This is a genomic window from Acetobacter sp., assembly GCF_022483985.1.
Classification (GTDB): Bacteria; Pseudomonadota; Alphaproteobacteria; order Acetobacterales; family Acetobacteraceae; genus Acetobacter.
The window spans coordinates 357890-379794 of the sequence record NZ_JAKVME010000003.1 but is presented as its reverse complement, the minus strand read 5'-3'; the positions used below and the strand labels follow the sequence as shown (position 1 = coordinate 379794).

21 protein-coding genes and 1 tRNA gene are annotated in these 21905 nt (G+C 58.4%); 6 read left to right on the top strand and 16 right to left on the bottom strand.

Annotation, left to right across the window (positions count from 1 at the left end; all coding sequences use genetic code 11):
- Positions 1–470 precede the first annotated feature (470 nt).
- The gene (locus LKE90_RS15890) at positions 471–1238 is read left to right on the top strand and encodes a Crp/Fnr family transcriptional regulator (RefSeq protein WP_291491335.1); all 768 of its coding nucleotides are present in this window, start codon (positions 471–473) and stop codon (positions 1236–1238) included.
- Positions 1239–1307: 69 nt separating this feature from the next.
- On the opposite strand, the gene LKE90_RS15885 is transcribed toward LKE90_RS15890, so the two are convergent.
- From LKE90_RS15885 to LKE90_RS15870, 4 genes are all read right to left on the bottom strand, one after another.
- Positions 1308–2060 (bottom strand): hypothetical protein, encoded by a 753-nt coding sequence (locus LKE90_RS15885; RefSeq protein WP_291491336.1) that lies wholly within the window; start codon positions 2058–2060, stop codon positions 1308–1310.
- Positions 2061–2257: 197 nt separating this feature from the next.
- Positions 2258–3157 carry an S-methyl-5'-thioadenosine phosphorylase gene (locus LKE90_RS15880; protein WP_291491337.1) on the bottom strand — a complete coding sequence of 300 codons (900 nt, stop codon included), beginning with the start codon at positions 3155–3157 and terminating at the stop codon, positions 2258–2260.
- Complete coding sequence (locus LKE90_RS15875; protein WP_407066046.1) at positions 3147–3845, bottom strand: cytochrome c1; 699 nt, start codon at positions 3843–3845, stop codon at positions 3147–3149. Before LKE90_RS15875 ends, LKE90_RS15880 begins: the two co-directional genes overlap by 11 nt.
- Positions 3846–3898: 53 nt before the next feature.
- The gene (locus LKE90_RS15870) at positions 3899–5098 is read right to left on the bottom strand and encodes a cytochrome b (protein WP_291491339.1); all 1200 of its coding nucleotides are present in this window, start codon (positions 5096–5098) and stop codon (positions 3899–3901) included.
- A gap of 671 nt (positions 5099–5769) precedes the next feature.
- Between LKE90_RS15870 and LKE90_RS15865 the strand changes: the two genes are divergently transcribed.
- Positions 5770–7005 (top strand): hypothetical protein, encoded by a 1236-nt coding sequence (locus tag LKE90_RS15865; RefSeq protein WP_291491340.1) that lies wholly within the window; start codon positions 5770–5772, stop codon positions 7003–7005.
- Between the two features lie 306 nt (positions 7006–7311).
- On the opposite strand, the gene LKE90_RS15860 is transcribed toward LKE90_RS15865, so the two are convergent.
- The 6 genes from LKE90_RS15860 to LKE90_RS15835 form a co-directional block, all read right to left on the bottom strand.
- Positions 7312–7402: transfer RNA gene (locus tag LKE90_RS15860), tRNA-Ser, on the bottom strand.
- A gap of 57 nt (positions 7403–7459) precedes the next feature.
- Positions 7460–8095: a phosphoribosylanthranilate isomerase gene (locus LKE90_RS15855; RefSeq protein ID WP_291491342.1), complete on the bottom strand. Its 636-nt coding sequence runs from the start codon at positions 8093–8095 to the stop codon at positions 7460–7462.
- 13 nt (positions 8096–8108) lie between these two features.
- Positions 8109–8816: an orotidine-5'-phosphate decarboxylase gene (gene pyrF, locus LKE90_RS15850; RefSeq protein WP_291491343.1), complete on the bottom strand. Its 708-nt coding sequence runs from the start codon at positions 8814–8816 to the stop codon at positions 8109–8111.
- Between the two features lie 3 nt (positions 8817–8819).
- Positions 8820–9191 (bottom strand): LapA family protein, encoded by a 372-nt coding sequence (locus LKE90_RS15845; protein ID WP_291491344.1) that lies wholly within the window; start codon positions 9189–9191, stop codon positions 8820–8822.
- Between the two features lie 50 nt (positions 9192–9241).
- Positions 9242–10645 carry a glycosyltransferase gene (locus LKE90_RS15840; protein ID WP_291491345.1) on the bottom strand — a complete coding sequence of 468 codons (1404 nt, stop codon included), beginning with the start codon at positions 10643–10645 and terminating at the stop codon, positions 9242–9244.
- Between the two features lie 333 nt (positions 10646–10978).
- Positions 10979–11518 carry a hypothetical protein gene (locus tag LKE90_RS15835; RefSeq protein ID WP_291491346.1) on the bottom strand — a complete coding sequence of 180 codons (540 nt, stop codon included), beginning with the start codon at positions 11516–11518 and terminating at the stop codon, positions 10979–10981.
- A gap of 223 nt (positions 11519–11741) precedes the next feature.
- Here LKE90_RS15835 and LKE90_RS15830 point away from each other — a divergent pair, with 223 nt between their 5' ends.
- Positions 11742–12146 carry a hypothetical protein gene (locus LKE90_RS15830; RefSeq protein WP_291491347.1) on the top strand — a complete coding sequence of 135 codons (405 nt, stop codon included), beginning with the start codon at positions 11742–11744 and terminating at the stop codon, positions 12144–12146.
- A 463-nt stretch (positions 12147–12609) separates the two neighbouring features.
- Here the strand turns inward: LKE90_RS15830 and LKE90_RS15825 are convergent, their stop codons facing one another.
- Genes LKE90_RS15825 through LKE90_RS15810 form a run of 4 tightly spaced genes read right to left on the bottom strand, consistent with a single transcriptional unit; the run spans position 12610 to position 14880 of the window.
- Complete coding sequence (locus LKE90_RS15825) at positions 12610–13134, bottom strand: 6-pyruvoyl trahydropterin synthase family protein (RefSeq protein WP_291491348.1); 525 nt, start codon at positions 13132–13134, stop codon at positions 12610–12612.
- On the bottom strand, positions 13127–13876 hold the full coding sequence (gene queC, locus LKE90_RS15820) for a 7-cyano-7-deazaguanine synthase QueC (protein ID WP_291491349.1): 750 nt from the start codon (positions 13874–13876) through the stop codon (positions 13127–13129). The genes LKE90_RS15825 and queC overlap by 8 nt, the downstream gene beginning before the upstream one ends.
- Before the next feature lie 2 nt (positions 13877–13878).
- A complete protein-coding gene (gene queE / locus LKE90_RS15815) occupies positions 13879–14514 on the bottom strand; it encodes a 7-carboxy-7-deazaguanine synthase (protein ID WP_291491351.1) in 636 nt (211 codons plus the stop codon).
- A 42-nt stretch (positions 14515–14556) separates the two neighbouring features.
- Positions 14557–14880 carry a YnfA family protein gene (locus LKE90_RS15810; RefSeq protein ID WP_291491352.1) on the bottom strand — a complete coding sequence of 108 codons (324 nt, stop codon included), beginning with the start codon at positions 14878–14880 and terminating at the stop codon, positions 14557–14559.
- Between the two features lie 241 nt (positions 14881–15121).
- On the opposite strand from LKE90_RS15810, the gene LKE90_RS15805 reads away from it, so the two are divergent.
- Entirely contained in the window at positions 15122–15517 is a 396-nt protein-coding gene (locus LKE90_RS15805; protein ID WP_291491353.1) for a hypothetical protein, read from the top strand.
- A gap of 231 nt (positions 15518–15748) precedes the next feature.
- On the opposite strand, the gene LKE90_RS15800 is transcribed toward LKE90_RS15805, so the two are convergent.
- Complete coding sequence (locus LKE90_RS15800) at positions 15749–16030, bottom strand: SelT/SelW/SelH family protein (protein WP_291491354.1); 282 nt, start codon at positions 16028–16030, stop codon at positions 15749–15751.
- Between the two features lie 126 nt (positions 16031–16156).
- Between LKE90_RS15800 and LKE90_RS15795 the strand changes: the two genes are divergently transcribed.
- Positions 16157–16945, top strand: coding sequence for a deaminated glutathione amidase (locus tag LKE90_RS15795; RefSeq protein WP_291491355.1), 789 nt, complete (start codon positions 16157–16159; stop codon positions 16943–16945).
- 185 nt (positions 16946–17130) lie between these two features.
- Positions 17131–19653, top strand: coding sequence for an excinuclease ABC subunit UvrA (locus LKE90_RS15790; protein ID WP_291491560.1), 2523 nt, complete (start codon positions 17131–17133; stop codon positions 19651–19653).
- A 231-nt stretch (positions 19654–19884) separates the two neighbouring features.
- Here LKE90_RS15790 and ilvD read toward each other — a convergent pair whose 3' ends face one another.
- Positions 19885–21747, bottom strand: coding sequence for a dihydroxy-acid dehydratase (gene ilvD, locus LKE90_RS15785; protein ID WP_291491356.1), 1863 nt, complete (start codon positions 21745–21747; stop codon positions 19885–19887).
- Positions 21748–21905: the final 158 nt, after the last annotated feature.

Genomic DNA, 21905 nt, shown 5'->3' with positions numbered 1-21905 from the left:
TCGGTATCCAGATATTCAGCCTGCCAGTGCTCTCACAGCGTAAGGCAAGACACCTCAGCGACCGGAGGGACCGGACGACTGGCCTTCCGCCTGAAGGCAGCTCTACCTATCACCCATGACATCACGCAATATGCTGTAAAATAGATGTTTTTTCTCGTCTCTGGCCAGACAGCGCAATGGATACGTCTGTTTATACCGGAGAGAGTCTGATCCGCAGGTTAACAGGCCGCCGCCTTGACGGGGCCAAAAGGAGCGCTGCGTTACAACGCCGGGAATACCGCGCCAACACGCCTCTTCTCTTGCGCGGACAGGTTCAGGTTTGTCAGCGTCAGACGTCGTATCATTTTCACAATGATTTAAATCAAGGCTGTCACCCGATCTCAGGGGGTGTGATCCGCACCCATTCGCGCTAGAGAAGGCCGAGCTTCAGACAACAGAATGCCGCATCCGGCAGGAGAGAAAGACACATCATGTCAGTATCTGCCCTGACAGCCGGAAACAGTCAGTCAGCCCCGCGGCGAATCGTCATCGCCGGAATGGACGGGTGTCAGGCCTGCTCTGTGTGTGAAGTCAGGGCGCATGGCATTTGCAGCGCCCTGAATGATGATGAACTGGCCCAGCTCGCACAGGCAGCCGTGCGCGTGACAATCCCGCCGGGACGAGAGTTCATAGAAGAAGGCTCTCCCGCTGGCGAGTTCTTCAACATCACCTCCGGCACGGTAAAGCTCTTCAAATCACTTCCCGACGGACGCAGGCAGATCACGGGGTTCGTAAGTATCGGTCACTTCCTCGGACTTGCCGCATCGGACCGGTACGCGTTCGGCGCTGAAGCCATTGATCAGGTCCGTCTCTGCCGCTTCTCACGCGAACGGCTTGAAACCCTGATCGACGAATTCCCTCGTCTGGAACGGCGCCTGCGTAACGAAGCCGCCAACGAACTGGTCGCCGCGCAGGACCAGATGCTGCTTCTCGGACGCAAGACCGCCCGAGAGAGAGTGGCCAGCTTTCTTCACAGCCAGATCGCCGAGCTTTACGGTGATGACATTCCGCAAAACGCCAGACTCCATTTCCCCATGACACGCGCGGACATCGCCGATTTTCTGGGGCTGACCGTGGAGACCGTAAGCCGGACGATCAGCGGCCTGAGACGGGAAGGTCTGATCGCAACAGGCACTGGCCACGAGATCACCGTCCCCTCACCGTCCCGTTTGCAGATCATTGCCGGCGGCGAGGAATAACGTCCCGCGCAGAATGCCGGTTGCGAAACACCCCCGCTGACAATCATGAATATTTTCGGGGCTGCACCTTTAAGCGATCGATGCCTTCAGTTCCTCGACGAGTGCATCCACCGTTTCGTTTTCCGGGGAAACGCCTTTCAGACCCGTCCAGTTCTGACGGGAAATCAGACCATAGGCTTCATCACAGCGCGTCGTGAAAAAATCATATGACATACGGCGCGCCCCACCCCATGTATTGAGATAGAGCCAGTCGGAATCATACCCATGCAGCCACACGGCATGGCCGCCCGCGATGCTGTTATCGGCGGCGGGGGCGATGATCCAGTCATCGTTGCCGACGCAGGCATACTGGGGCAGGGTCAGGCCGATATACAGCCCTCCAAGCATGGCGATGGCGCGGTGAACGGACTGCGTGTCTTTCGGGTTGATATAACCAAAAGCCGTCAGATAATCGCGTGTCTGACCCGGCCGTTCATATCCTTCACGGCGCCAGCGGGACAGAACCTCAACCTCGACCGCGCCCCGATCCGTCATTGGATCATTTTCAACATATCCGGACTCTGCGCTGTAATTGGCGACAACTTCCTCATCGCTGAGAATAATCGGCGTAAGGGCGGAACCGGTCCATGTCCGGATGGCGGATGCGACAGACGCCTGCGTGCAGCAGCCAAGACGATCATTGCGCCACATCGGCCAGTCAACGTCCGGAGCCCAGTTCACCACTGGTGGAGGAACGGGCAGGCGAAAGCTGAGAGGAGCGGAAAGACGGTAGGTTCGCGGGTCCAGACGCGCGGGCTTCTTGCCCAGTCTGCGCTGAGTCATGCTGTTGGGTTCTCCACTGTTGAGCATGCGGAGAACGATACGTGTCCCAGCCCCACCGAGGAGCCGGGGTCTCTGTCGAGAAAGATGATCGGAACATAATGGAGAAGCTGGTGAAGCTTTTCTTCAGAAGCTTCGAATGTCGCCTTTTCTTGAAAAAGCGACATTCGAGAACTTTTATAAATTACCGGAGCTGCTGATTACTGGCCGCTGAGCACGCGTCCCGCGATCACTTCCAGCTTGCTCAGCAAGGCTGGCTCCCTACGCTCCGGCGCTGTGATCAGCGCATGTTCCAGTGCCCGGTCACAACCGGCGGGGCACAGACCACGCGGCTGCCCGAGCGCCGGAATCATCGCCCTGACAAGCGAGCGGGCATGGTCGGCGTTCTGCTGCATGACACGCACCACCGCATCGACCGTGACGCTGTCATGATCCTGATGCCAGCAGTCATAGTCAGTCACCATCGCAACCGTCGCGTAGCAGATCTCGGCTTCACGGGCGAGCTTGGCTTCCGGCATGTTGGTCATGCCGATCACGGCGCAGCCCCAGCTCCGATACAGCTCGCTCTCGGCGCGGGTGGAGAACTGCGGCCCCTCCATCACCAGATAGGTGCCGCCACGGGTATGAGGAATGTTCAGGTCTTTCAGCTTTGCTTCCGCCACGTCACCGATACGCGGGCAGACCGGGTCCGCGACGGAGACATGCGCCACACAGCCCGTATCGAAGAAGCTTTTCTCGCGGGCAAAGCTGCGATCAATGAACTGGTCCACGATCACGAAATGACCCGGTGGCAGATCCTCACGCAGGGAGCCAACAGCCGACAGGGAGATGATGTCGGTCACACCGGCAATCTTCATCGCCGCAATGTTGGCGCGATAGTTCAGGCGCGACGGCGGGATCGGATGGCCGCGACCGTGACGGGGCAGAAACACGCAGCGGATGCCGTCGAGCGTTCCAAACAGCAGCTCGTCAGACGGAGCGCCCCAGGGGGTGTCAACGCGCCGCCATTCCTTGTTCTCCAGACCGGCGATGTCATACAGCCCTGATCCGCCGATAATGCCGATAACCGGTTTGACCTCAGGCGCGGAATTATTCGACATTGGACCAGATTCTCCGTTTCAACACAAAAAGCAGAAGCGCGAGACATAGCAGATAGACAAGCACGCGCACACCGGTACGATGACGGGCGACCAGATGCGGCTGCGCGACCCACGCCAGAAACGTCGTGACGTCGCGTGCTTCCTGTTCGACCGTGGCGGGCGTGCCGTCGGCGTAATGGACTCCGCCGTCCCGCAACGGCGGCCTCATGGCGATCTGCCGCCCCTGTGCAAAACGGTTGTAAAACTGACCGGACGAGACCGCCACGCCCGCCGGGGCAGGACCATAACCGGTGATCAGCGCGTAAACCCTGTCCGGACCACCCGGATAGACCACAGTCAGCCGGGACTGGTCCGGCGGCAGGATACCTTTCGGAACGCCAGCCGGTTTTACCGGTGTCGGAAACGTGTCGTCCGGCAGACCGCGACGATATTTCAGCATGCCGGACAGATCCCGACCGTCCTGAATCTGGTAGCCGGACGCAACGGATTTTATGGCCTCGGCATCAAGGCCCATACCCTCCAGATCCCTGAACTGAACGTGCTTCATGCCGTGGCATGAGGAGCAGACCTGCTCGTAAACCACATACCCACGCTGCACGGCGGCAAGATCGAAATTGCCCAGAGGTCCCTCAAAACTCCAGTGCTGAGGCGGCGCATGATCGTGATCAGGAGGTGTCTGCGCCTGCATGGGCGACGCACTGAAAAGCGCGATAGCGAGGACAGGAAGAACAGGTTTCACCCTCACGCTGCGTCCTCCGAAGCCGCATTTTCACGTCGGGACACAAACGGCAGCACCACGAGGAAATGGAAAAAATAGAATACCGTCGCGCAGCGTCCGATCACCAGCCAGTGCCCCTCCATATGGTGTTTTCCGGCCAGACCCAGCGCCATAAACGACGCCACAAGAAGGATCATGGACAGGCGGATAAGCGGTCTTTGCCGCGCGGATCGCACAGAAGACGTATCGAGCCACGGCACAAGGAACAACACCGCCACGGCCCCGACAGCCGCCAGAAGACCTCCGAACTTGAAGGGAATAGCCTGAAGCATTCCGTAAAAAGGCAGAAAATACCACTCAGGCTCAATATTTGTCGGTGTGCGAAGAGGATTGGCAGGACGATAATTCGCCGCTTCCGTCACAAGATCCGGAAACAGGAACATCACTGCGGCCAGCACGATTGCGAATACCGCTACCCCGAAGGCGTCCTTGATCGCGAAATAAGGTGAAAAGGGCAGATTTCCATTCTGGTCCGGCTCAACGCCGCTCGGGTTTCCGGAACCTGCGACATGCACACTCGCCACATGCAGACCGACCACGGCGACAATCGCAAACGCCAGCGTGAAATGCAGCACGAAAAGATGGTGCAGCGTGCCGTCGCCGGGCTGGTTCCCATCGAGAAACACGCGTTCCGCAAACGGACCGATACCGGGAATGGAGGCCAGCGCCTTCCCGGCAATATCCGCCCCCCAGTAAGACATCTGCCCCCACGGCAGGACATACCCGGCGAAGGCGGTGATCATGGTCATCACCAGCAGCACGAGACCAAGCAGCCACACCAGCTCACGCGGTTTCTTGTAGGAACCGTAATACAGGCCACGAAACAGATGCAAATAAAGCGCGCCAAGAAACAGGCTCGCACCCGCCATATGCATCGACCGCATCAGCCAGCCGGACGGGACACGACGCTCGATCGCCTCGATGGACGCAAATGCTCCCGCCGCCGTCGGCGTATAGTTCATGGCCAGCACGAGACCGGATAACAGCATCAGAACGAGAACCACCGACAGCATGGCCCCCACGGTCCACAGCATATTGGCCGAACGCGGCATCGGGAAAGAACGGAACTGAGCGGCGATAAAGCGCCTGACAGGCAGGCGGTTGTCGAACCAGTCCTGTCTGCTTCCGTCGCTCTCCCTGTCCTTGGACGACGAGCCTGTCATACGGCGCTCCCCTGAGTTTCCATTCAAAACCGCAGAGTGTTATGCACTTCTGGACAGACCGGAACAGACATTGAGGCGCCATTTCCAGTTCTTTTTTAAAAAAGAACGATGATAGCTTCTATTGATGAGGAACTGCCTGAACCTTCCCTGACGGGAAAGCCGGGATCCAATACTGATTTTATAATCAGCTGATTCTCTCATGGGAAGATGATAAGCTGGCGGAGAAAGTGGGAAACCCTTTCACTTTCACACACCCGCAGTAAACAGCCAGTTTTTCGGAGCTATCCGGTCCCGGACTGTGAAAAAACATACAAGCAGGCACACAGATTGTATGCCGTGCCGGAAAGAGTCAATTTGCGCGATGGTGACATCGTGAACCTACGTCCCGGATAAAGATCGTCTATTTTTAGTTACGCATTATGACGACTTATTCGTATGAGACGGTCTTTACGATCTAAGCCCCGAACGCTTGTTCATGTGGGTCGTAATCGACACGACGAAAGAACAGTTAGGAATCGACGATATTACGGCGATAATCGCTGTTATCAGCGGTCAGCCTGTTATTCCCACGAGAAGAAAAGCCTCTCGAAATGGATAGGTAACCACCAAGCCGTATTGACTTTCGGTTTAGGCAGCCGTCACATTTACGCCCATATTGCTTGGGGGCAGAGATGGCTGAAGATGAAGAAAAAAGCGCAGCAAATCCAATTACTAAGAAGAACATGCGCGGGCGCAAAAAAACTCCTGCCGCTCCTGCACCTGATCTTAAAGAGTCGCCCACGACAGCTTCAAGCCCAAACAAACCTAAGCGAGCTAGGTCGGCACGGCCTTTTCCGGCTGGCCCTTTCGACGAAGCTTTAACGTTTGCCAAAGAAATTTACAATTTGGGGAGTGGCACTCCAGTCCGCCGTCTGACGCTTTTTGATCATCTCCAGCGGACACCAGACAGCAGTACCAGCCGTATGTTGGTGACCAATGCCAGCAAATACGGTTTGGTCAAAGGTAGCTACGCAAGCGAGCAACTTGAGTTGACCCTCGATGGCAAAAAAGTCTGCGATGACAATACCAGCCCTCGCGAAGCGGCACGCCTGAAGGCCAAATTGGCGATTTCAGACATAGCTCCCTTCCAAGCGCTATACGACAAGTTCACAAATGCGAAGCTCCCTCCCCGGGCAGCTTTGATCGACTCCATGAAGGAAGCTGGTACCGATCCAGATCATCTAGAAGAGGGCGTCGACACCTTTATCGTGAACCTTAAATTTGTGGGGCTTCTGCAGAATTTGTCAGGTGCTGATCGGGTGGTAACCGTCGAGCACCTACTGGATACTCTGCCAGGAACTTTACCCACATCCGCTAGTTCGAGCATACCGCCCGCCATCGTTGATGGTCAAAATCTTATGACCCAAGAACAAGCGGCTTTTGAAAGCACGTGCTTCTATATTACCGCGATCGGCTCTACGGACTCCGATCAACGAAAGCATTCCAATTTGTTTCTCGAGAATATTGTTGAGCCAGCTATACAGACAGTTGGTCTGAAAGTTATTCGCGCTGACCAAATCGACAAACCAGGCATGATCACAAGGCAGATTATCGAATACCTGTTTCGATCTCGCTTGGTGGTTGCGGATTTGTCATTCTCAAATGCCAATGTATTTTACGAACTAGCTTTGAGACACGCGATTCGACTCCCCATCGTTCAGATTATTCGACACGGAGATCCTATCCCGTTTGACATTAATCAGATGCGCACCGTGACGATCGACAATCGAGACATTTACACTCTATTGCCGAATGTAGAATTGTACAAATCCGAAATAGCGAGCCAAGCTCGTCGGGCATTAGAGGCGGGTGTAGAGGTCGACACGCCCGTTTCGATGTACTTTCCGCAGGCTCGACTTACTATCTAGTTAATTTTTATGCCCGCTTGCGTGCAGCTTGAACTGTTAACGCCCAGCATTCCGGCCTTTGGTATATCGCCAAGGGTTGACGAATGAGCGGAATGGACACAGAGCCGCTCTTGTCGCAACGCAGGCTCAATGACTGCTTTCAGGATTTGAGAATTGATCCATTCGCAACCGCAATGGAGTCGGAAGCTGCCGTCGCTTCTAACAACAATCATCAGGCTGTAGAGCAAAATCAGCGCCTCACCATCTACCCGGCGGCCTACGGCCATCGGCGGCTATATCGCACCATAGAGGGCAATCAGCGGTGTTTGGCGGAGAGAGTGGGATTCGAACCCACGGTACGCTATTAACGCACACACGCTTTCCAAGCGTGCGCCTTAAGCCGCTCGGCCATCTCTCCAGCGCACGGAGCGTTTCATACCAGCATCTGCCGGAGACTCAAGGGGGAAAATGCGTTTCAGGCCATCCGGGCTGATCGCGCCCGCTCGATAAACTGTTTTATGGCCGTCGGGTCCTTGATTCCCGGCTCGCTTTCCACACCGGACGCCACATCCACCGCAGGCGCGCCGCTCACCCGGACAGCCTGCCCGACATTCTCCGGCGTCAAACCGCCCGCAAGAATCCACGGTACTGGCGCGGTCCACCCAGCCGTCACGTCCCAAGGCAATGTCAGTCCGTTCCCACCGGGACGACCGGCGTCTTTCGGAGCGCGGGATTCGATGACCAGACGCTGAACGTCGCATTGAACCGGCAGGTCCGCACGGTTCGACACAGGACATGAAAGCCAGACTTCCTTGCCGGACCGGCGTGCAAGCGAGAGCGCCCGCTCCGCCGTGGTGTAGAGCTGAAGCACATCGAGCGGCACGGCGTCGAGCACTGCCGTAACCTCTTCGTCCGTAGGTTCGACGAACAGACCGACGCAGACCGAACGGGAGCCGTCAACACGCCGTGCGAGTTCCGCAGCGCGCATCGGGGTGACATGGCGGGGCGACTTCGCGAAGAAGTTGAGCCCGATCCAGTCCGCCCCATATTCCAGACACGCATCCAGCCCACGCTCTTCAGTCAGCCCACAAATCTTGACGCCCACAGCCATGCACGAAGGAACCTTATGTCGAGAGTTCTGCCGCTATGGCCGTAGCGGCTGCGGCCGGGTCTGCCGCGCCGGTGATCGGACGCCCGACAACAATCCAGTCAGCGCCAGCCGTGCGTGCTTCGGTGGGAGTCATGACGCGCTTCTGGTCACCGACAGCGGCGCCATGTGGTCGGATACCGGGCGTCACCAGCACCGGCTTGTCGCCAAATTCCGCCCGCAGCGCCGTCAGTTCATGAGCGGAACAGACCAGCCCGTCCGCGCCATTGCGGAGCGCCAGTTCAGCCAGACGAAGCACCTGCGCCTTTGCACCGTCCTGTATGCCCATCTCGGCGAGACCGTGATCGTCGAGGCTGGTCAGCACCGTGACCGCCAGCAGGATCGGCTTCCGGCCCTCCGGGAAGCTGTCATCGCAGGCCCTGCGGGCGGTTGCGACCATCGCGCCGCCACCGCCTGCATGAATGGTCAGCATCGCCGGTTTGATGCGGCTCAGACTGCCGATGGCGGCCCCCACCGTGTTGGGAATATCGTGCAGCTTCAGGTCGAGAAACAGGTCACGTCCGGCAGCGACGCGCTCAACGGCGTCGAATCCGGCGGCGTAGGCGAATTCCAACCCCAGCTTGATGGCGTCCGCATGAGGAGAGACCGAGGCTGCCCATGCCTCGGCCTGTCCGGAGTCACGCGTATCAAGAGCGGCGATCAGCCGTGTGCGACGCTGCGTCATGCTTCAGACCGCCGAAGGGGATGGAGGTGTAATCGGTGTGATTGTCGTTGTAATCGGCGGGGCAGCGTTGGTTACGGCGGCAAGACGGATCTGCGTCTGTAGACGCTCAAGCTCCGCCGTCTGGCTGGCGACGGTTGTTTCCAACTCCCTGTTACGCACTTCGGCCTTTCTGGCCCGGCGACGCTGCCCCAGTTCGCTGACCCAGACGCCGAACGCGCCAAGCAGCAGGCCGCCAAAGGCGATCAGCAGGGCCAGCACGCCGACGGATGAGGACCAGCTATAGGTCAGGAACCACATCTGCGAGGACTCCTGATTGCTCGCGGCAAACAGGATCAGGGCCAGAAGAAAGGGGACAAGCAGGATAAGACGAATCATGAAGCATTCGTAGCCCCAGCCGCTGCCGGGGGCAAGAAAAGCCGTGCTTTTTACTTTATGGGGGCGATGTCTTCTGTCGTGGCGCAGAGCGTCTGAAGCATCTCCTGCGCCGCGCAATTCCACGCTGTTGGCCTGAAGTCTGCTTCAACCCGCTGCGTCATCTCGGCAAGCGTGTCGGCTCCGAACAGAAGCGGCCTGATCTTTTCCAGAGCATCGTTGAGATTGTCCGGGTCAAAATGCACGGCCAGCCCTTGGCCCGCTTCCACCAGCGCTCCGCGATCGGACGCCAGACACACCTTGCCGCGTATGAGGCTTTCCGACACGGGCAGTCCCCAGCCTTCGTAGAAGGACGGCACGATCGTAAACAGCGCGTTCCGGTAAAGCGTATCGAGCCGCGTGTCAGAAGGGCGCAGAATGAGCGTGACATACCCGTCCAGAAAATCGCTGTTTCTGAGCTGTCCCATCAGGTCTTCCGCCAGCCATCCCGGCGATCCGACAAGAACAAGCTGGGGGATGTCCTCCCCCCTGTGCTCGGTCAGCAGCCGTCGCCAGAGACGGAAGAGGAGCAGGTGATTCTTGCGGACCTCCAATGTCCCCACGGACAGGACATAGGGACGGTTCATGGCAAGCGGAGCGTCGTCTGTTTTCGATCCGGCGGTTTTCATGGTGCCCATCCGGATCGAACGGGCTGTGACACCGGGAAACAGCCTTTCAAGATCGTTCCGCGTGGCTTGAGAGACTGAAAACACCTGATCGCAGGCCGGCAGTGTGGAGGCCAGCCAGCGCCGAAAAACGCGGGGCAGACCCGCAGGACACCATTCCGGATAAAGCAATGGGATGATGTCATGCACCAGCAACCCGAATGTCACGCCGTAACGATGTCGGTAATGGTTGATGAGCACGCCGTAATCGGGATGCGCCCACGGCGCGCCCAGCGCCAGAATGCTATCGTGCGATGCAGGCAGGAAAAGCTGTCGGGGACCGGCGTCTCTCTGCCGTCTGGCCTGACGGAAGGTGGCAAGCCCTCCCCGCACCAACGCGGACAGATCCCGCAGAACTGCGCTCTGATGAGCGACCAGTTGTCCCAAGGGCACACGCACCGCGACAGGCAGTTGCAGGGCGACGCGCCTGAGGCGGGAGGGAGCCGGATTTTCTCCGGAACTGCCGTGGCAGACCAGCCCGTCACCCTGCCCCGCCTGTGCGGTAAGACGTTCGTAAAGCGCCTCGACTTCCTCATGCGACACAATGACGAACCGACGCCCGTCCAGACTGTGCCTCAGAAAACCGACCCGTTTCTGCATGCCCGGCAGCGAGCACATGGCCCGCTGGATTTCGAAAGCAACCCGCTGGATGCCGCTAGGGCGTGTGTTGGTGCGGCCATATTCAAACAGATCCTCGACATCGAACCAGACATGTCCGGGTAGGGAGGCTGAAGAAAGGGGCGCGGCTGGCATCGTCAGGGGTGTTTCCGGCTTCTGATGAGGAAACTGATACCGGACCGGTTCTGGAGAGACCAGATCATGCGTGACGCGCTATCGACATGATCGCACTATGCCGTCGAGCCTTGTTCCCGGACACTGCCCGACAGGCCGGGAACAAGGTTCATTCACCCGTTCAGACCGCTTTAATCTGAACGGATGGAAAAAAGCAGTCTCTTTACCGGGGAAACTTTCCGCCTGACTTTTCTGTCGGGCGGGATTTACGGGGCACTGCCCCGCTCCCCCGTCAAAAGGCCCGCAGTCCCTTATGGGTGCGGGCACAACAATCATTCCACAGGACCACTGGCATCAGTTGGTCTGAAGACCACGAGCGATGATGGTCTGGGCTTCAGACGGAGAAAGCGTCGCCTTCCGCGTCGTGGACACGCTGCCGATCACCGCTTCGAGCGCCGGAAGCAACGCGGAGACCGCCTGAACCATGGCGACGACCGAGGCCGGAAGCACCGACTGAAACGCCTGCAGGATGGTTACGGCGGCCGAGGCGGCGCTTTCGGCCGTCGCGATCCAGTTTTTGGCGACTGTCAGCGTCACTGTGGAAGCGGCGGTCGCTGCCACTTCAGCGGTCACTGTGCTGACCTTGGTGATTGCATCTGTGATCTTCGTCGCATTATCGGCGCCGATAATACTGCTGACCGTGGTGGAATTCACCATCTGCGTCAGACCGGATTCAATGCTGCTGATGATGGAAAGAACCTTGGTGACATTGACGCTGTAGGTTGTGTTGCCATCGGAAGACGTCACCGTGCAGGCGGTCAGGGAAGCCATTGCGCCTGCGCCGCTGGCGAGAAGACCGGCACGAAGCAGTGAACGACGGGAAAGACTCGACATGAAATCTCCTGAAATAAAATGAAACAGATAAAAATAGGGAAATTGTTCGAAAGAGCCGGACCATAACGGTGCGGTTACGCGGCGCACTCTACTTGTCCACAGGGGAAAGGCGGAGAAAGGATTTGCCTGATCTTTACACATCAGCGGTAACGGGCCTTTTCTCCGTCGTATCCTGCCGATAGAGTTCGGCACCGCTACCGGTCAGGCCTGAATGAAAGGCCCGATGAAAGGCTTGTACGTGAAGACTGCCCTGTCTCTTTTGACTCTGACAGCCTTATGGTTCGCCACACCCGCGATGGCGGATGAAACGCTGACATCTGCAGCGGAAAGCTCGGTTGCGAATGAACAGCTCCGCAAGGAACTCGCCGTATTGCAGGCAGACCCGGAGCAGGCCAGCGAAGCATGCATCAACGCCATGAAGGAACTGCGCGACACGCAGGCGAAGATCTCCGCTGCCGAGGAAAGATCCAGTTCCGCCGATCTCACGGTCGCCAAGGACGTGCTCGAATCGGACTATGAGAACGCGATCGAGATGTGTGGTCCTGATGCGCGTCGCCTCTGCATGGCGCAGGACCGACCAGCAAAACTGACTCAGCCCTGTACCGTTCTGAAAAACGAGACGGACTGAGTTCCAAAGCCCACATCCGTTTGGAGTGACGGGCCAGAGCAGATCGTGATCGGGCGGACACACCTGTTCGCAAGAAGACTTCAGGTGTGTCCGCGCCACCGCCTTTTTCAGGCTTACCATCTCACCGAAGCGTTCCGGAAAAAGCTTCGCCAGACTTTTATGTTAGAGCGGTATCCGTTCAGACTGGATCACGGATACCGCTCTAACTCATTGTTTATCGAGCAACTTTATCCGACCATACGATTCCGTCTGATCAGATGTTGCTCTAACTCGCCTTGGCCGTGACATATTGAAAGTTCAGCGCGGGCTCCGCTTGCACCCCGATTTATTGATAATAAAACGGTTTCCAAAGGCTGTCAGCCTTTGGCGGGGTGTGGGGCAGCCCTGGAAAACGCCCTCACAAGCGTCAATCTTTTCCCGGGTTGGTAAGACCTGTCATTTACAGTTCCCGCTTCCGGAGCATTCAGTCCGCAATGCTCATGTCGGGCCGCCGCCACCAGCACTGATCGGCGGGGCGAGGTATGGGAAGCATGGGCAGCGGGTCACCGGAGAACTCCACCGTGTTGGTCGGCGTTTCCTGCAATGTCATTGTCGTGCAGCGCAGAATGGCTCCATCGGCGGCAAGCATGGCATCCAGCTTGGCCTTCAGCAGACAGGCCATCATCTCGGTGGTCGGATCACCCGGCGTCACGATGATCCGCCCGGCTCTCGCCGGCTCATGGACGCGAAACCACGCCAGCAACGGATCATCCTCCGCCAGTTGCAGGGCATGATCCAGTCTCTCGTCAACAAACCTGTGCCAGCCGCTTTTGGCCCGCTGGAACGAGACCGGCATGTTCGACACACCATCCAGCGGCTTCAGACCTGTCGGCTCAAGACGCACGGTGACAAACTCGTTATGACCATGCGGCAGGGCGCAGCTTTCGCTCGCACCGTGAATCAGCCGATGCCCCATCGAAAAACGTCGGGTGAAGATCAGATCAACCATGTCTGTCATTTCCGCTGTGCGTGGCCTGATGCAGCGCCTCGTACGCAGTCCAGCCCGCCTTGCGCAACTCACAGGCCGGGCAGGTACCGCATCCATGCCCCCATGCATGAAGCCTGCCGCGTGTCCCGAGATAGCAGCTATGGCTTTCCTGATTGATAAGTGTCACCAGCGGTTCACCACCAAGCGTTTCGGCCAGCCGCCATGTCTGCGCCTTGTCGATCCACATCAGCGGCGTATGCAGGACGAAGCGCGAATCCATTCCGAGATTCAGCGCCACCTGAAGCGCCTTGATCGTATCATCCCGACAGTCGGGATAACCTGAATAGTCGGTCTCGCAGACGCCTGTGACAATGTGACGCAGCCCGCGCCGATAGGCGAGCGCGGCGGCAAAGCTCAGGAAAATCAGATTCCGACCGGGGACGAACGTGCTGGGCAGACCTGTTTCCGTCATCCGGATTTCAGTCTCACGGGTCAGCGCCGTATCCGATACTTTTCCGAGCGCATCGAGTTCCAGCGTATGGTCCGGGCCGAGCCGCTCCTTCCAGTCGCCTCGAAGGGCCGCCATGCCGTCACGCAGCGTCTCGCGGCAGGTCAGCTCAACAGCGTGACGTTGGCCGTAGTCGAATCCCAGCGTCTCCACGCGGGGAAACCGATCAAGCGCCCAGGCGAGACAGGTCGCCGAATCCTGCCCGCCGGAGAAGACCACAAGCGCGCCGTCTGTTGATGAGGACAGGAAAGACATGGTCAGGGAATCCCGATGAGCTTGTGAGTCTGAAGAGACAGGCGCCAGTGCGGATGATCAAGACAGTATCGGACCACAGACTCGGTATTGGCAACGCGATCAGGCCCATCCATCGGCTGTAACCAGAACTGTCCGAAGTCGAGATCTGTCATGTCCGCCGGGTCCAGTTCAGGCTGCGGATAGACCAGTTTCAGCTCGTGACCGCTTTTCTGGACCCACTCCGAACCCGCTTTCGGGCTGATACAAAGCCAGTCGATGCCTTCGGGCGCAGCAATGGTGCCGTTGCTCTCCACGGCGATCATGAATCCTTCCTGATGAACCGCGTCAATGAGCGCCGCATCAAGCTGGAGAAGCGGTTCACCGCCGGTGAACACCACAAAACGCTGATCATGCTCCGGAAGCGCCCAGGTCTCCGCGATGGCTTTGGCGAGTGCGGCAGCGTCCGCAAAACGGCCGCCGCCCTCACCGTCCGTGCCGATAAAATCGGTATCGCAGAAACGGCAGACAGCCTTTTCCCTGTCCGTTTCCCGACCGGTCCAGAGATTGCAGCCGGCAAAACGGCAGAAAACAGCGGAGCGGCCGGTCTGGCCGCCTTCGCCCTGCAATGTATGGAAAAGTTCCTTAACAGCGTAACTCATGCCCGGTCATGTCCGACAAGATGGCATGGATGGCAAGGGGCATCAGGTGTTGTGTGGTGAAAGCAGAATGACGGCGGTGCCGGCAAGACACAACGCAACACCGATATAGTCAGCCCGATCCGGCTGGACCCCTTCAACGCTCCAGAGCCAGAAAAGCGCTACCGCGATATAGACGCCTCCATAGGCGGCATAGGACCGACCCGCGGCATCGGTGTTGATCAGCGTAAGCAGCCACGCAAACGCCACGAGCGAAGCGCATCCCGGCAGCAGCCAGAGCGGCGAACGCCCCTCCCGCAGCCAGGCCCAGAATGAAAAACATCCTGCAATTTCAACGAAGGCTGCGAGTATGTAGATGATCAGGGACATGACGCTCTCAAGTTAACAATTGATAAAATATACCATTACGAAAGATGTTATAAAGATATTGTTAATGTTTCAAAAGTATTTCTCCATTCGCTGTAACGATTTTATGGCGCTTTCTTGATGAACTAATAACACAAAACACATCGGATTAACGACCTATTATCTGTGTAGAAACCAGACGTTCTGATAGAAAAAGCTCAACGAAACGGTAAGAAAATCTCAAATACTTAAAAGGAAAAAGTAAATGTCTGGCATGCGCGAACTTTCACTGTCCGAACTCAATACGGTTTCTGGTGGCTGCTGCTATAACCCGCGTCCGGCCTGCGGCGGATTTAGCCAGGTCTCGCTTTCCGGCATGATTGGCGCTTACGCCGGTTATCTTGCTGGAATGTATAATGTCGGCGCTGACTATTTTAACCACGCATCCTCCTCCACCATTGCCAGCGCCTGGCAGAATGTCGGAAATGACATGAAGATTGGCTACAGCATTGGATCAAGCATGTCTGTAAGCGGCGCCCTCAGCCTTCTGCAGCAGACAGTTTCAACCATCAACTCCGCTGTCACTGTCAACAAATGTGGCCGTGTCACCAGCGAAACCCTGATTGCATTCCCGATCTCGACCGGCAGCGCGCTCGGCTGATCACACGACCCGTGCTGTTCCCGCTCCTCCTCGGCGCCGGGAACAGCCACCCCGAATCCCGATAGAACAGACTCACTCCGGTCAGGCATGAACCTCGGCTGGCAGTGTTTGACCAGCCCGAACTGATATCGCCGTCACACGGGGCCGCCACGCGGGATCGCCGCGATACCCCATCAGATGATTCATCACAGGCCATAGAGCCGGATGGCGAACGGACCGTGAGCCCGGGCATTACCGATCCACATGTCCCAGATCGCGCTCAGGAGCGATCACGTCGCGCACCTTTTTCTTCAGGTCCTTCGGACCCGGAAAACCCCCGTCCCGCACGCGCTCCCACACCACAACATCATTCACCCTGATCTCGAATATGCCACCCGTATCAGGACACAGCGCCACTTCCGACAGGTCTGTGCCGAACGTGGAGAGCAGTTCCTGCGCCATCCACGCCGAACGCAGGAGCCAGTTGCACTGCGTGCAATAGCGGATCGAGACTCGGTGAGCCGTTTCGGTCATGCGGACTATTCTCCCAGAACAGGCAGAGCGGATATTTTGCCCTTCCATACCAGTGCAGCGTAGAAAGTCCTGACCGGAGACACCACATCCCCCGCTGTCTTTTCGGGGATCAGAAGGACCACCTGCATGAAAGTCGCTCTCGGACAGTTCGCTGTTGCTCCGGAATGGAGCACCAATCTCGCACAGTGCGTGTCGCTGATCGACAAGGCGACGGCGGAAGGAGCAAAGCTTCTTGTTCTGCCGGAGAGCATCATTGCTGCCGACATGAACGACCCCCGCATCACCGTGCGTACGGCGCAGCCGCTTGACGGCCCCTTTGTCACCGGTCTGATCGACGCTCTGGCGGACAAGGATCTGACGGTCATCTGCTGCATCGCCGTGCCAGCCGAACCGGTTCTGACCCATAACTGCCAGATCGTGCTCAACGCGTCCGGTCTGGTCGCCAGTTATCGCAAGCTGCACCTGTACGACGCCTTCAGCATGAAGGAATCGAACGACTATATCCCCGGCACGGAACTCCCCCCCATCGTGCAGGTCGGCAATATCAAGGTCGGACTGATGACCTGTTACGATGTGCGCTTCCCCGAAATAGCCCGTTCGCTGGCCGTACGGGGCGCTGATCTGCTGACGGTGCCCGCTGCCTGGGTACGGGGTCCCGGCAAGGAATGGCACTGGGAAGTGATGGTCACCGCACGGGCACTGGAAAATACCTGCTACGTGGCCGCCGTCGGCGAATGCGGGCCTCGCAATATCGGGTGCAGCATGATGGTCGATCCGCTGGGCGTGGCGGTGGCTCGGGCAGGCATCGCACCAGACCTGATCTTCGCCGATGTGGACCCCGAGCGCATCCGCGCGACCCGTGAGGTGCTGCCTGTACTGGCAAACCGCCGCTTCAGGGACCCCGAGCTTGGATAGAGCGCTGTGTAGAGGTTTTACTTTGTCCGACATGCGGAAAGATACATGATTTCATGTTCTTCTGAGGAATAATCAAAATCTTTTGATTTACAAAGAATGGTTCTCCGAGCAGCATAGTCCGCCAACATAATGCTGTTCTTTTGATTCACTCTGAAAAACACATGCCTTTTGAAACCGGAGCCTTCATGGACATGCCGAACGAGACGAAAGACCTGATCCGGAGCCGGGATGACGGCTTCGTCCATGTCCGTGGCGCACGCGAGCACAATCTGAAAAACATCAGCGTGGACCTGCCACGAGACAGTCTTGTCGTGTTCACCGGCGTTTCCGGCTCCGGCAAATCATCGCTCGCGTTCGGCACGCTCTATGCCGAGGCGCAGCGTCGTTATCTCGAATCCGTCTCACCCTATGCACGTCGTCTGTTCCAGCAAATGCCTGTTCCAGACGTGGACAGTGTGGATGGGCTTCCACCCGCCATAGCGCTCCAGCAGCAGCGGGGCGGCAGTTCGGGGAGATCATCCGTCGGCAGTATTACGACACTCTCCAACCTTCTACGGATGCTCTACTCCCGCGCCGGCACCTATCCCGCAGGCATGACGCGTCTGGAAGCGGAATCCTTCTCGCCGAATACGCCGATGGGAGCCTGCAAACGCTGCCACGGGCTGGGCCGCATCCATGATGTGACGGAAGCGAGCATGGTGCCGGATGACTCTCTCAGCATCCGTGACCGGGCCGTCGCGTCATGGCCGACAGCGTGGCAGGGACAGAACCTGCGTGACATCCTCATCACCATGGGCGTGGATGTGGATTGTCCCTGGCATGATCTGCCGAAAAAGACACGCGACTGGATTCTGTTCACTGACGAGACGCCGACCTATCCGGTCTATCCCGGTTTCACGCATGAACAGGTGCAACGCGCCATCGCCCGTGGGCTGGAACCCGGCTATCAGGGCACATTCACCGGCGCGCGCCGCTACATTCTCCAGACATTCGCCAACTCGCAGAGCGCCATGATGCGCAAGCGGGTCGAGGCGTTCATGACGTCCACCGACTGCCCGGACTGTCACGGCCAGCGACTGAACGCCGATGCGCTGCGCGTGACGTTCGGCGGCTACAACATCGCGGCCATGACGGCCCTGCCGCTGGAAACCATCGCAGCGACATTGCGAACATCGGTTGACGCGAACCCCGGCGAAGATGCGACAGCCATCGCCGCCGGGCGCATTGTCGAAGACATGGTTGCGCGTATCGGCGTTCTTGAAAATCTTGGACTGGGCTATCTGCAAATGGATCGCGGTGTGCAGACGCTCTCGCCCGGTGAGTATCAGCGCCTGCGTCTTGGCACACAGGTCCACTCCAATCTCTTCGGCGTGGTCTATGTGCTGGACGAGCCTTCCGCCGGACTGCATCCCGCTGATACGCAGGCGCTGCTTACCGCCCTCGACCGTCTGCGCAACGCCGGAAACTCCCTTTTTCTTGTCGAGCACAATCTCGATATCGTCCGCAACGCGGAGTGGATCGTGGATGTCGGGCCGCAGGCAGGCACGCGTGGCGGTGAGATCCTGTATTCCGGGCCGCTCGCAGGGCTGAAAGACATCGAGGGTTCGCGAACACGGGATTACGTGTTTGCCGCCACATCGAAAGTCCGCCACACACCGCGCAATCCATCCGGATGGTTGAAACTGGATGCTGTAAACTGGAACAATCTGAACGGGCTTTCCGCTTCGTTCCCGCTTGGCGTGTTCACGTCCGTCACCGGCGTATCCGGTTCAGGAAAATCCTCGCTGGTCAGTCAGGTTCTCACAACAATCGTCGCCAAAGCGCTTGGTCAGGCATTGTCCGAAATGGATGAGGAAGAGAACACGCTTGCCGCATCAGCGCATGCCGGCGAACCGGAAGGCCGTATTGTGGAAGGGCTGGAAGTCATCAAACGTCTTGTGGTGATCGACCAGAAGCCCATCGGTCGAACACCTCGTTCAAATCTTGCGACCTATACGGGGCTTTTCGATACCATCCGTAAGCTGCACGCCGGGACCGAGCTGGCGCGGACACGCAAATACGATGCAGGCCATTTCTCATTCAATCTTCCGAAGGGCCGTTGTCCAACCTGCGAAGGCGCCGGATCGACCATGGTGGAACTTCTGTTCCTGCCCAGTGTTTATGCGCCGTGCCCCGCCTGTCACGGTGCGCGCTACAGGCCTGAGATTCTGGAAGTAACCTATCGCGGCAAATCCATCGCCGGGGTGCTCGACATGAATGTCGATGCCGCCTGCACATTTTTTGCCGAGGATGCCGGTCCTGCACAGGCTCTGACCACGCTTCAGCGCGGCGGTCTTGGACACCTCAAGCTCGGTCAGCCTGCAACGGAACTGTCAGGTGGCGAAGCGCAGCGGATCAAACTGGCGACAGAGCTGCAAAAACAGCGTCGTGGTCACACGCTTTACGTTCTCGATGAACCGACGACCGGTCTGCATCCATCGGACGCCGACCGCCTGATGGATCATCTGCATGAACTGGTGGATGGCGGCAACACCGTGATCGTCGCCGAACACGATATGCGTCTGGTGGCGCGTGGTGACTGGGTGATCGATCTCGGACCGGGTGCAGGCAATAAAGGCGGTCACATCGTGGCGGAAGGAACGCCACACACGGTCGCGCATGTGAAGGGGAGTGTGACGGCGCCGTTTCTGGAGCGGTATACGGGGTAGAAACCGGAATCCGCACGGGACTTTGCCCCGAACCCCACAAAGAGACACAGTCCCTTTGATCCCGATATTTCAAGAAACTCGCCCTGAAACTTCAGCAAATCATCAAGACGTTTTTGGTGAAGCTTTTTTCAAAAAGCTTTGAAGAGCGTCGTTTTTGTTTCTTTCTGGATATAAAGCGGAAATAAAGAAATCCCGTCCCCTTATGGGAGACGGGATGAAACCTCTTCCCTCTCACCGAGAAGAACGACGATCCAACTGCGCCAGATCACGCACAGCACCACGCGCCGCGCTGGTCGTCAGCGCTGCGTAAGCCTTGAGCGCCGTGGAGACCACACGCTCACGCACCGGCTTCCATGCCTCAACACCCCGGTCATCCATCTTCTGGCGGCGGGCTGACAGTTCGGACTCCGGCAGCACCACCTTGAGCACGCGGTTCGGAATATCGATCTCGATGATGTCGCCATCTTCGATCAGACCGATCGCGCCACCTTCCGCCGCTTCCGGGGAGATATGGCCGATGGACAGACCCGAGCTGCCGCCCGAGAAACGACCATCGGTGATAAGCGCACAGGACTCGGCCAGCCCCTTCGATTTCAGGTAGGAGGTCGGGTAGAGCATTTCCTGCATGCCCGGACCACCCTTCGGTCCTTCGTAGCGGATCACCACCACATCACCGGCCTTGATACGGTCGCCAAGAATGGCGGACACAGCGGCATCCTGACTCTCGAACACACGGGCTGGGCCAGAGAAAGTCAGAAGACCCTCGGCCACACCAGCAGTTTTCACGATGGCGCCGTCTTCAGCGATGTTGCCATACAGCACGGCGAGACCGCCTTCCTTGCTGAATGCATGATCGCCGGAGCGGATCGCGCCCTTTTCACGGTCGAGATCCAGTTCCTTGTAACGGCTGGCCTGCGAGAACGCCTGCGTGGTGCGAACACCTCCGGGAGCGGCCTTGTAGAAAGTGCGGGCTTCATCGGTCGCGGTCTCGCCGCCAATATCCCACTGCGCCAGCGCTTCAGAGACGCTTTTCGAATGAACCATCGGGATTCCGCTATGCAGCAGCTTCATGCGGTCGAGTTCGCCCATGATGGCCTGCACGCCACCGGCGCGATGGACATTTTCCATATGCACATCGGCCTTGGACGGCGCGACCTTGCAGAGGTTCGACACGCGACGGGACAGCCGGTCGATATCGGCCATGGTGAACGGCACCTCGCCTTCATGGGCGGCGGCAAGAAGGTGCAGCACGGTGTTGGTCGAGCCGCCCATGGCGATATCGACGGTCATGGCGTTCTCGAACGCTTCAAACGTGGCGATGGAGCGCGGCAGAACGCTGCTGTCGCCCTGCTCGTAATAACGCTTGGCCAGTTCGACGGCGAGCTTGCCTGCTTTCAGGAACAGCTCACGCCGGTCGGCATGGGTGGCGACGAGACTGCCGTTGCCCGGCAGCGACAGGCCGAGCGCCTCGGTCAGACAGTTCATCGAGTTGGCGGTGAACATGCCCGAGCAGGAACCGCAGGTCGGGCAGGCCGAGCGCTCGATGATGTCGGACTCTTCCTGCGTGACGCCGGGTGCGGCGGCGGCGACCATGGAGGAGACCAGATCGATGGCCTTGTCGATCTCGCCGTCCTTCACATGACCGGCTTCCATCGGGCCACCGGAGACGAACACCACGGGGATGTTCAGACGCATGGCGGCCATCAGCATGCCCGGCGTGATCTTGTCGCAGTTGCTGATGCAGACCAGCGCGTCGGCGCAATGGGCGTTGACCATGTATTCCACGGCATCTGCGATCAGTTCGCGCGAGGGCAGGCTGTAGAGCATGCCACCGTGGCCCATGGCGATGCCGTCATCGACCGCGATGGTGTTGAATTCACGTCCGACACCGCCAGCCTCCGCGATGGCTTCGCAGACAAGCTGACCAAGATCTCTCAGATGGACGTGACCGGGGACGAACTGGGTAAAGGAATTGGCGACAGCGATAATCGGCTTACCGAAATCCGCATCCGTCATGCCCGTGGCGCGCCAGAGGCTGCGGGCTCCGGCCATATTGCGACCGTGGGTGGTGGTGCGGGAGCGGTAACCGGCCATACGACTGTTCTTTCCGATCTGAAACAGGGCGGGACACGACGAAAATGGTGTTCCACCTTCAACATGGGGCCGTATAGCGGGAAAAACAGGGCGAGTCAGCCGATGGGAAGGAGATTCATGGGCTCTGCCACGCTTCCCGCCCGGCTTCGCTCGGCAGC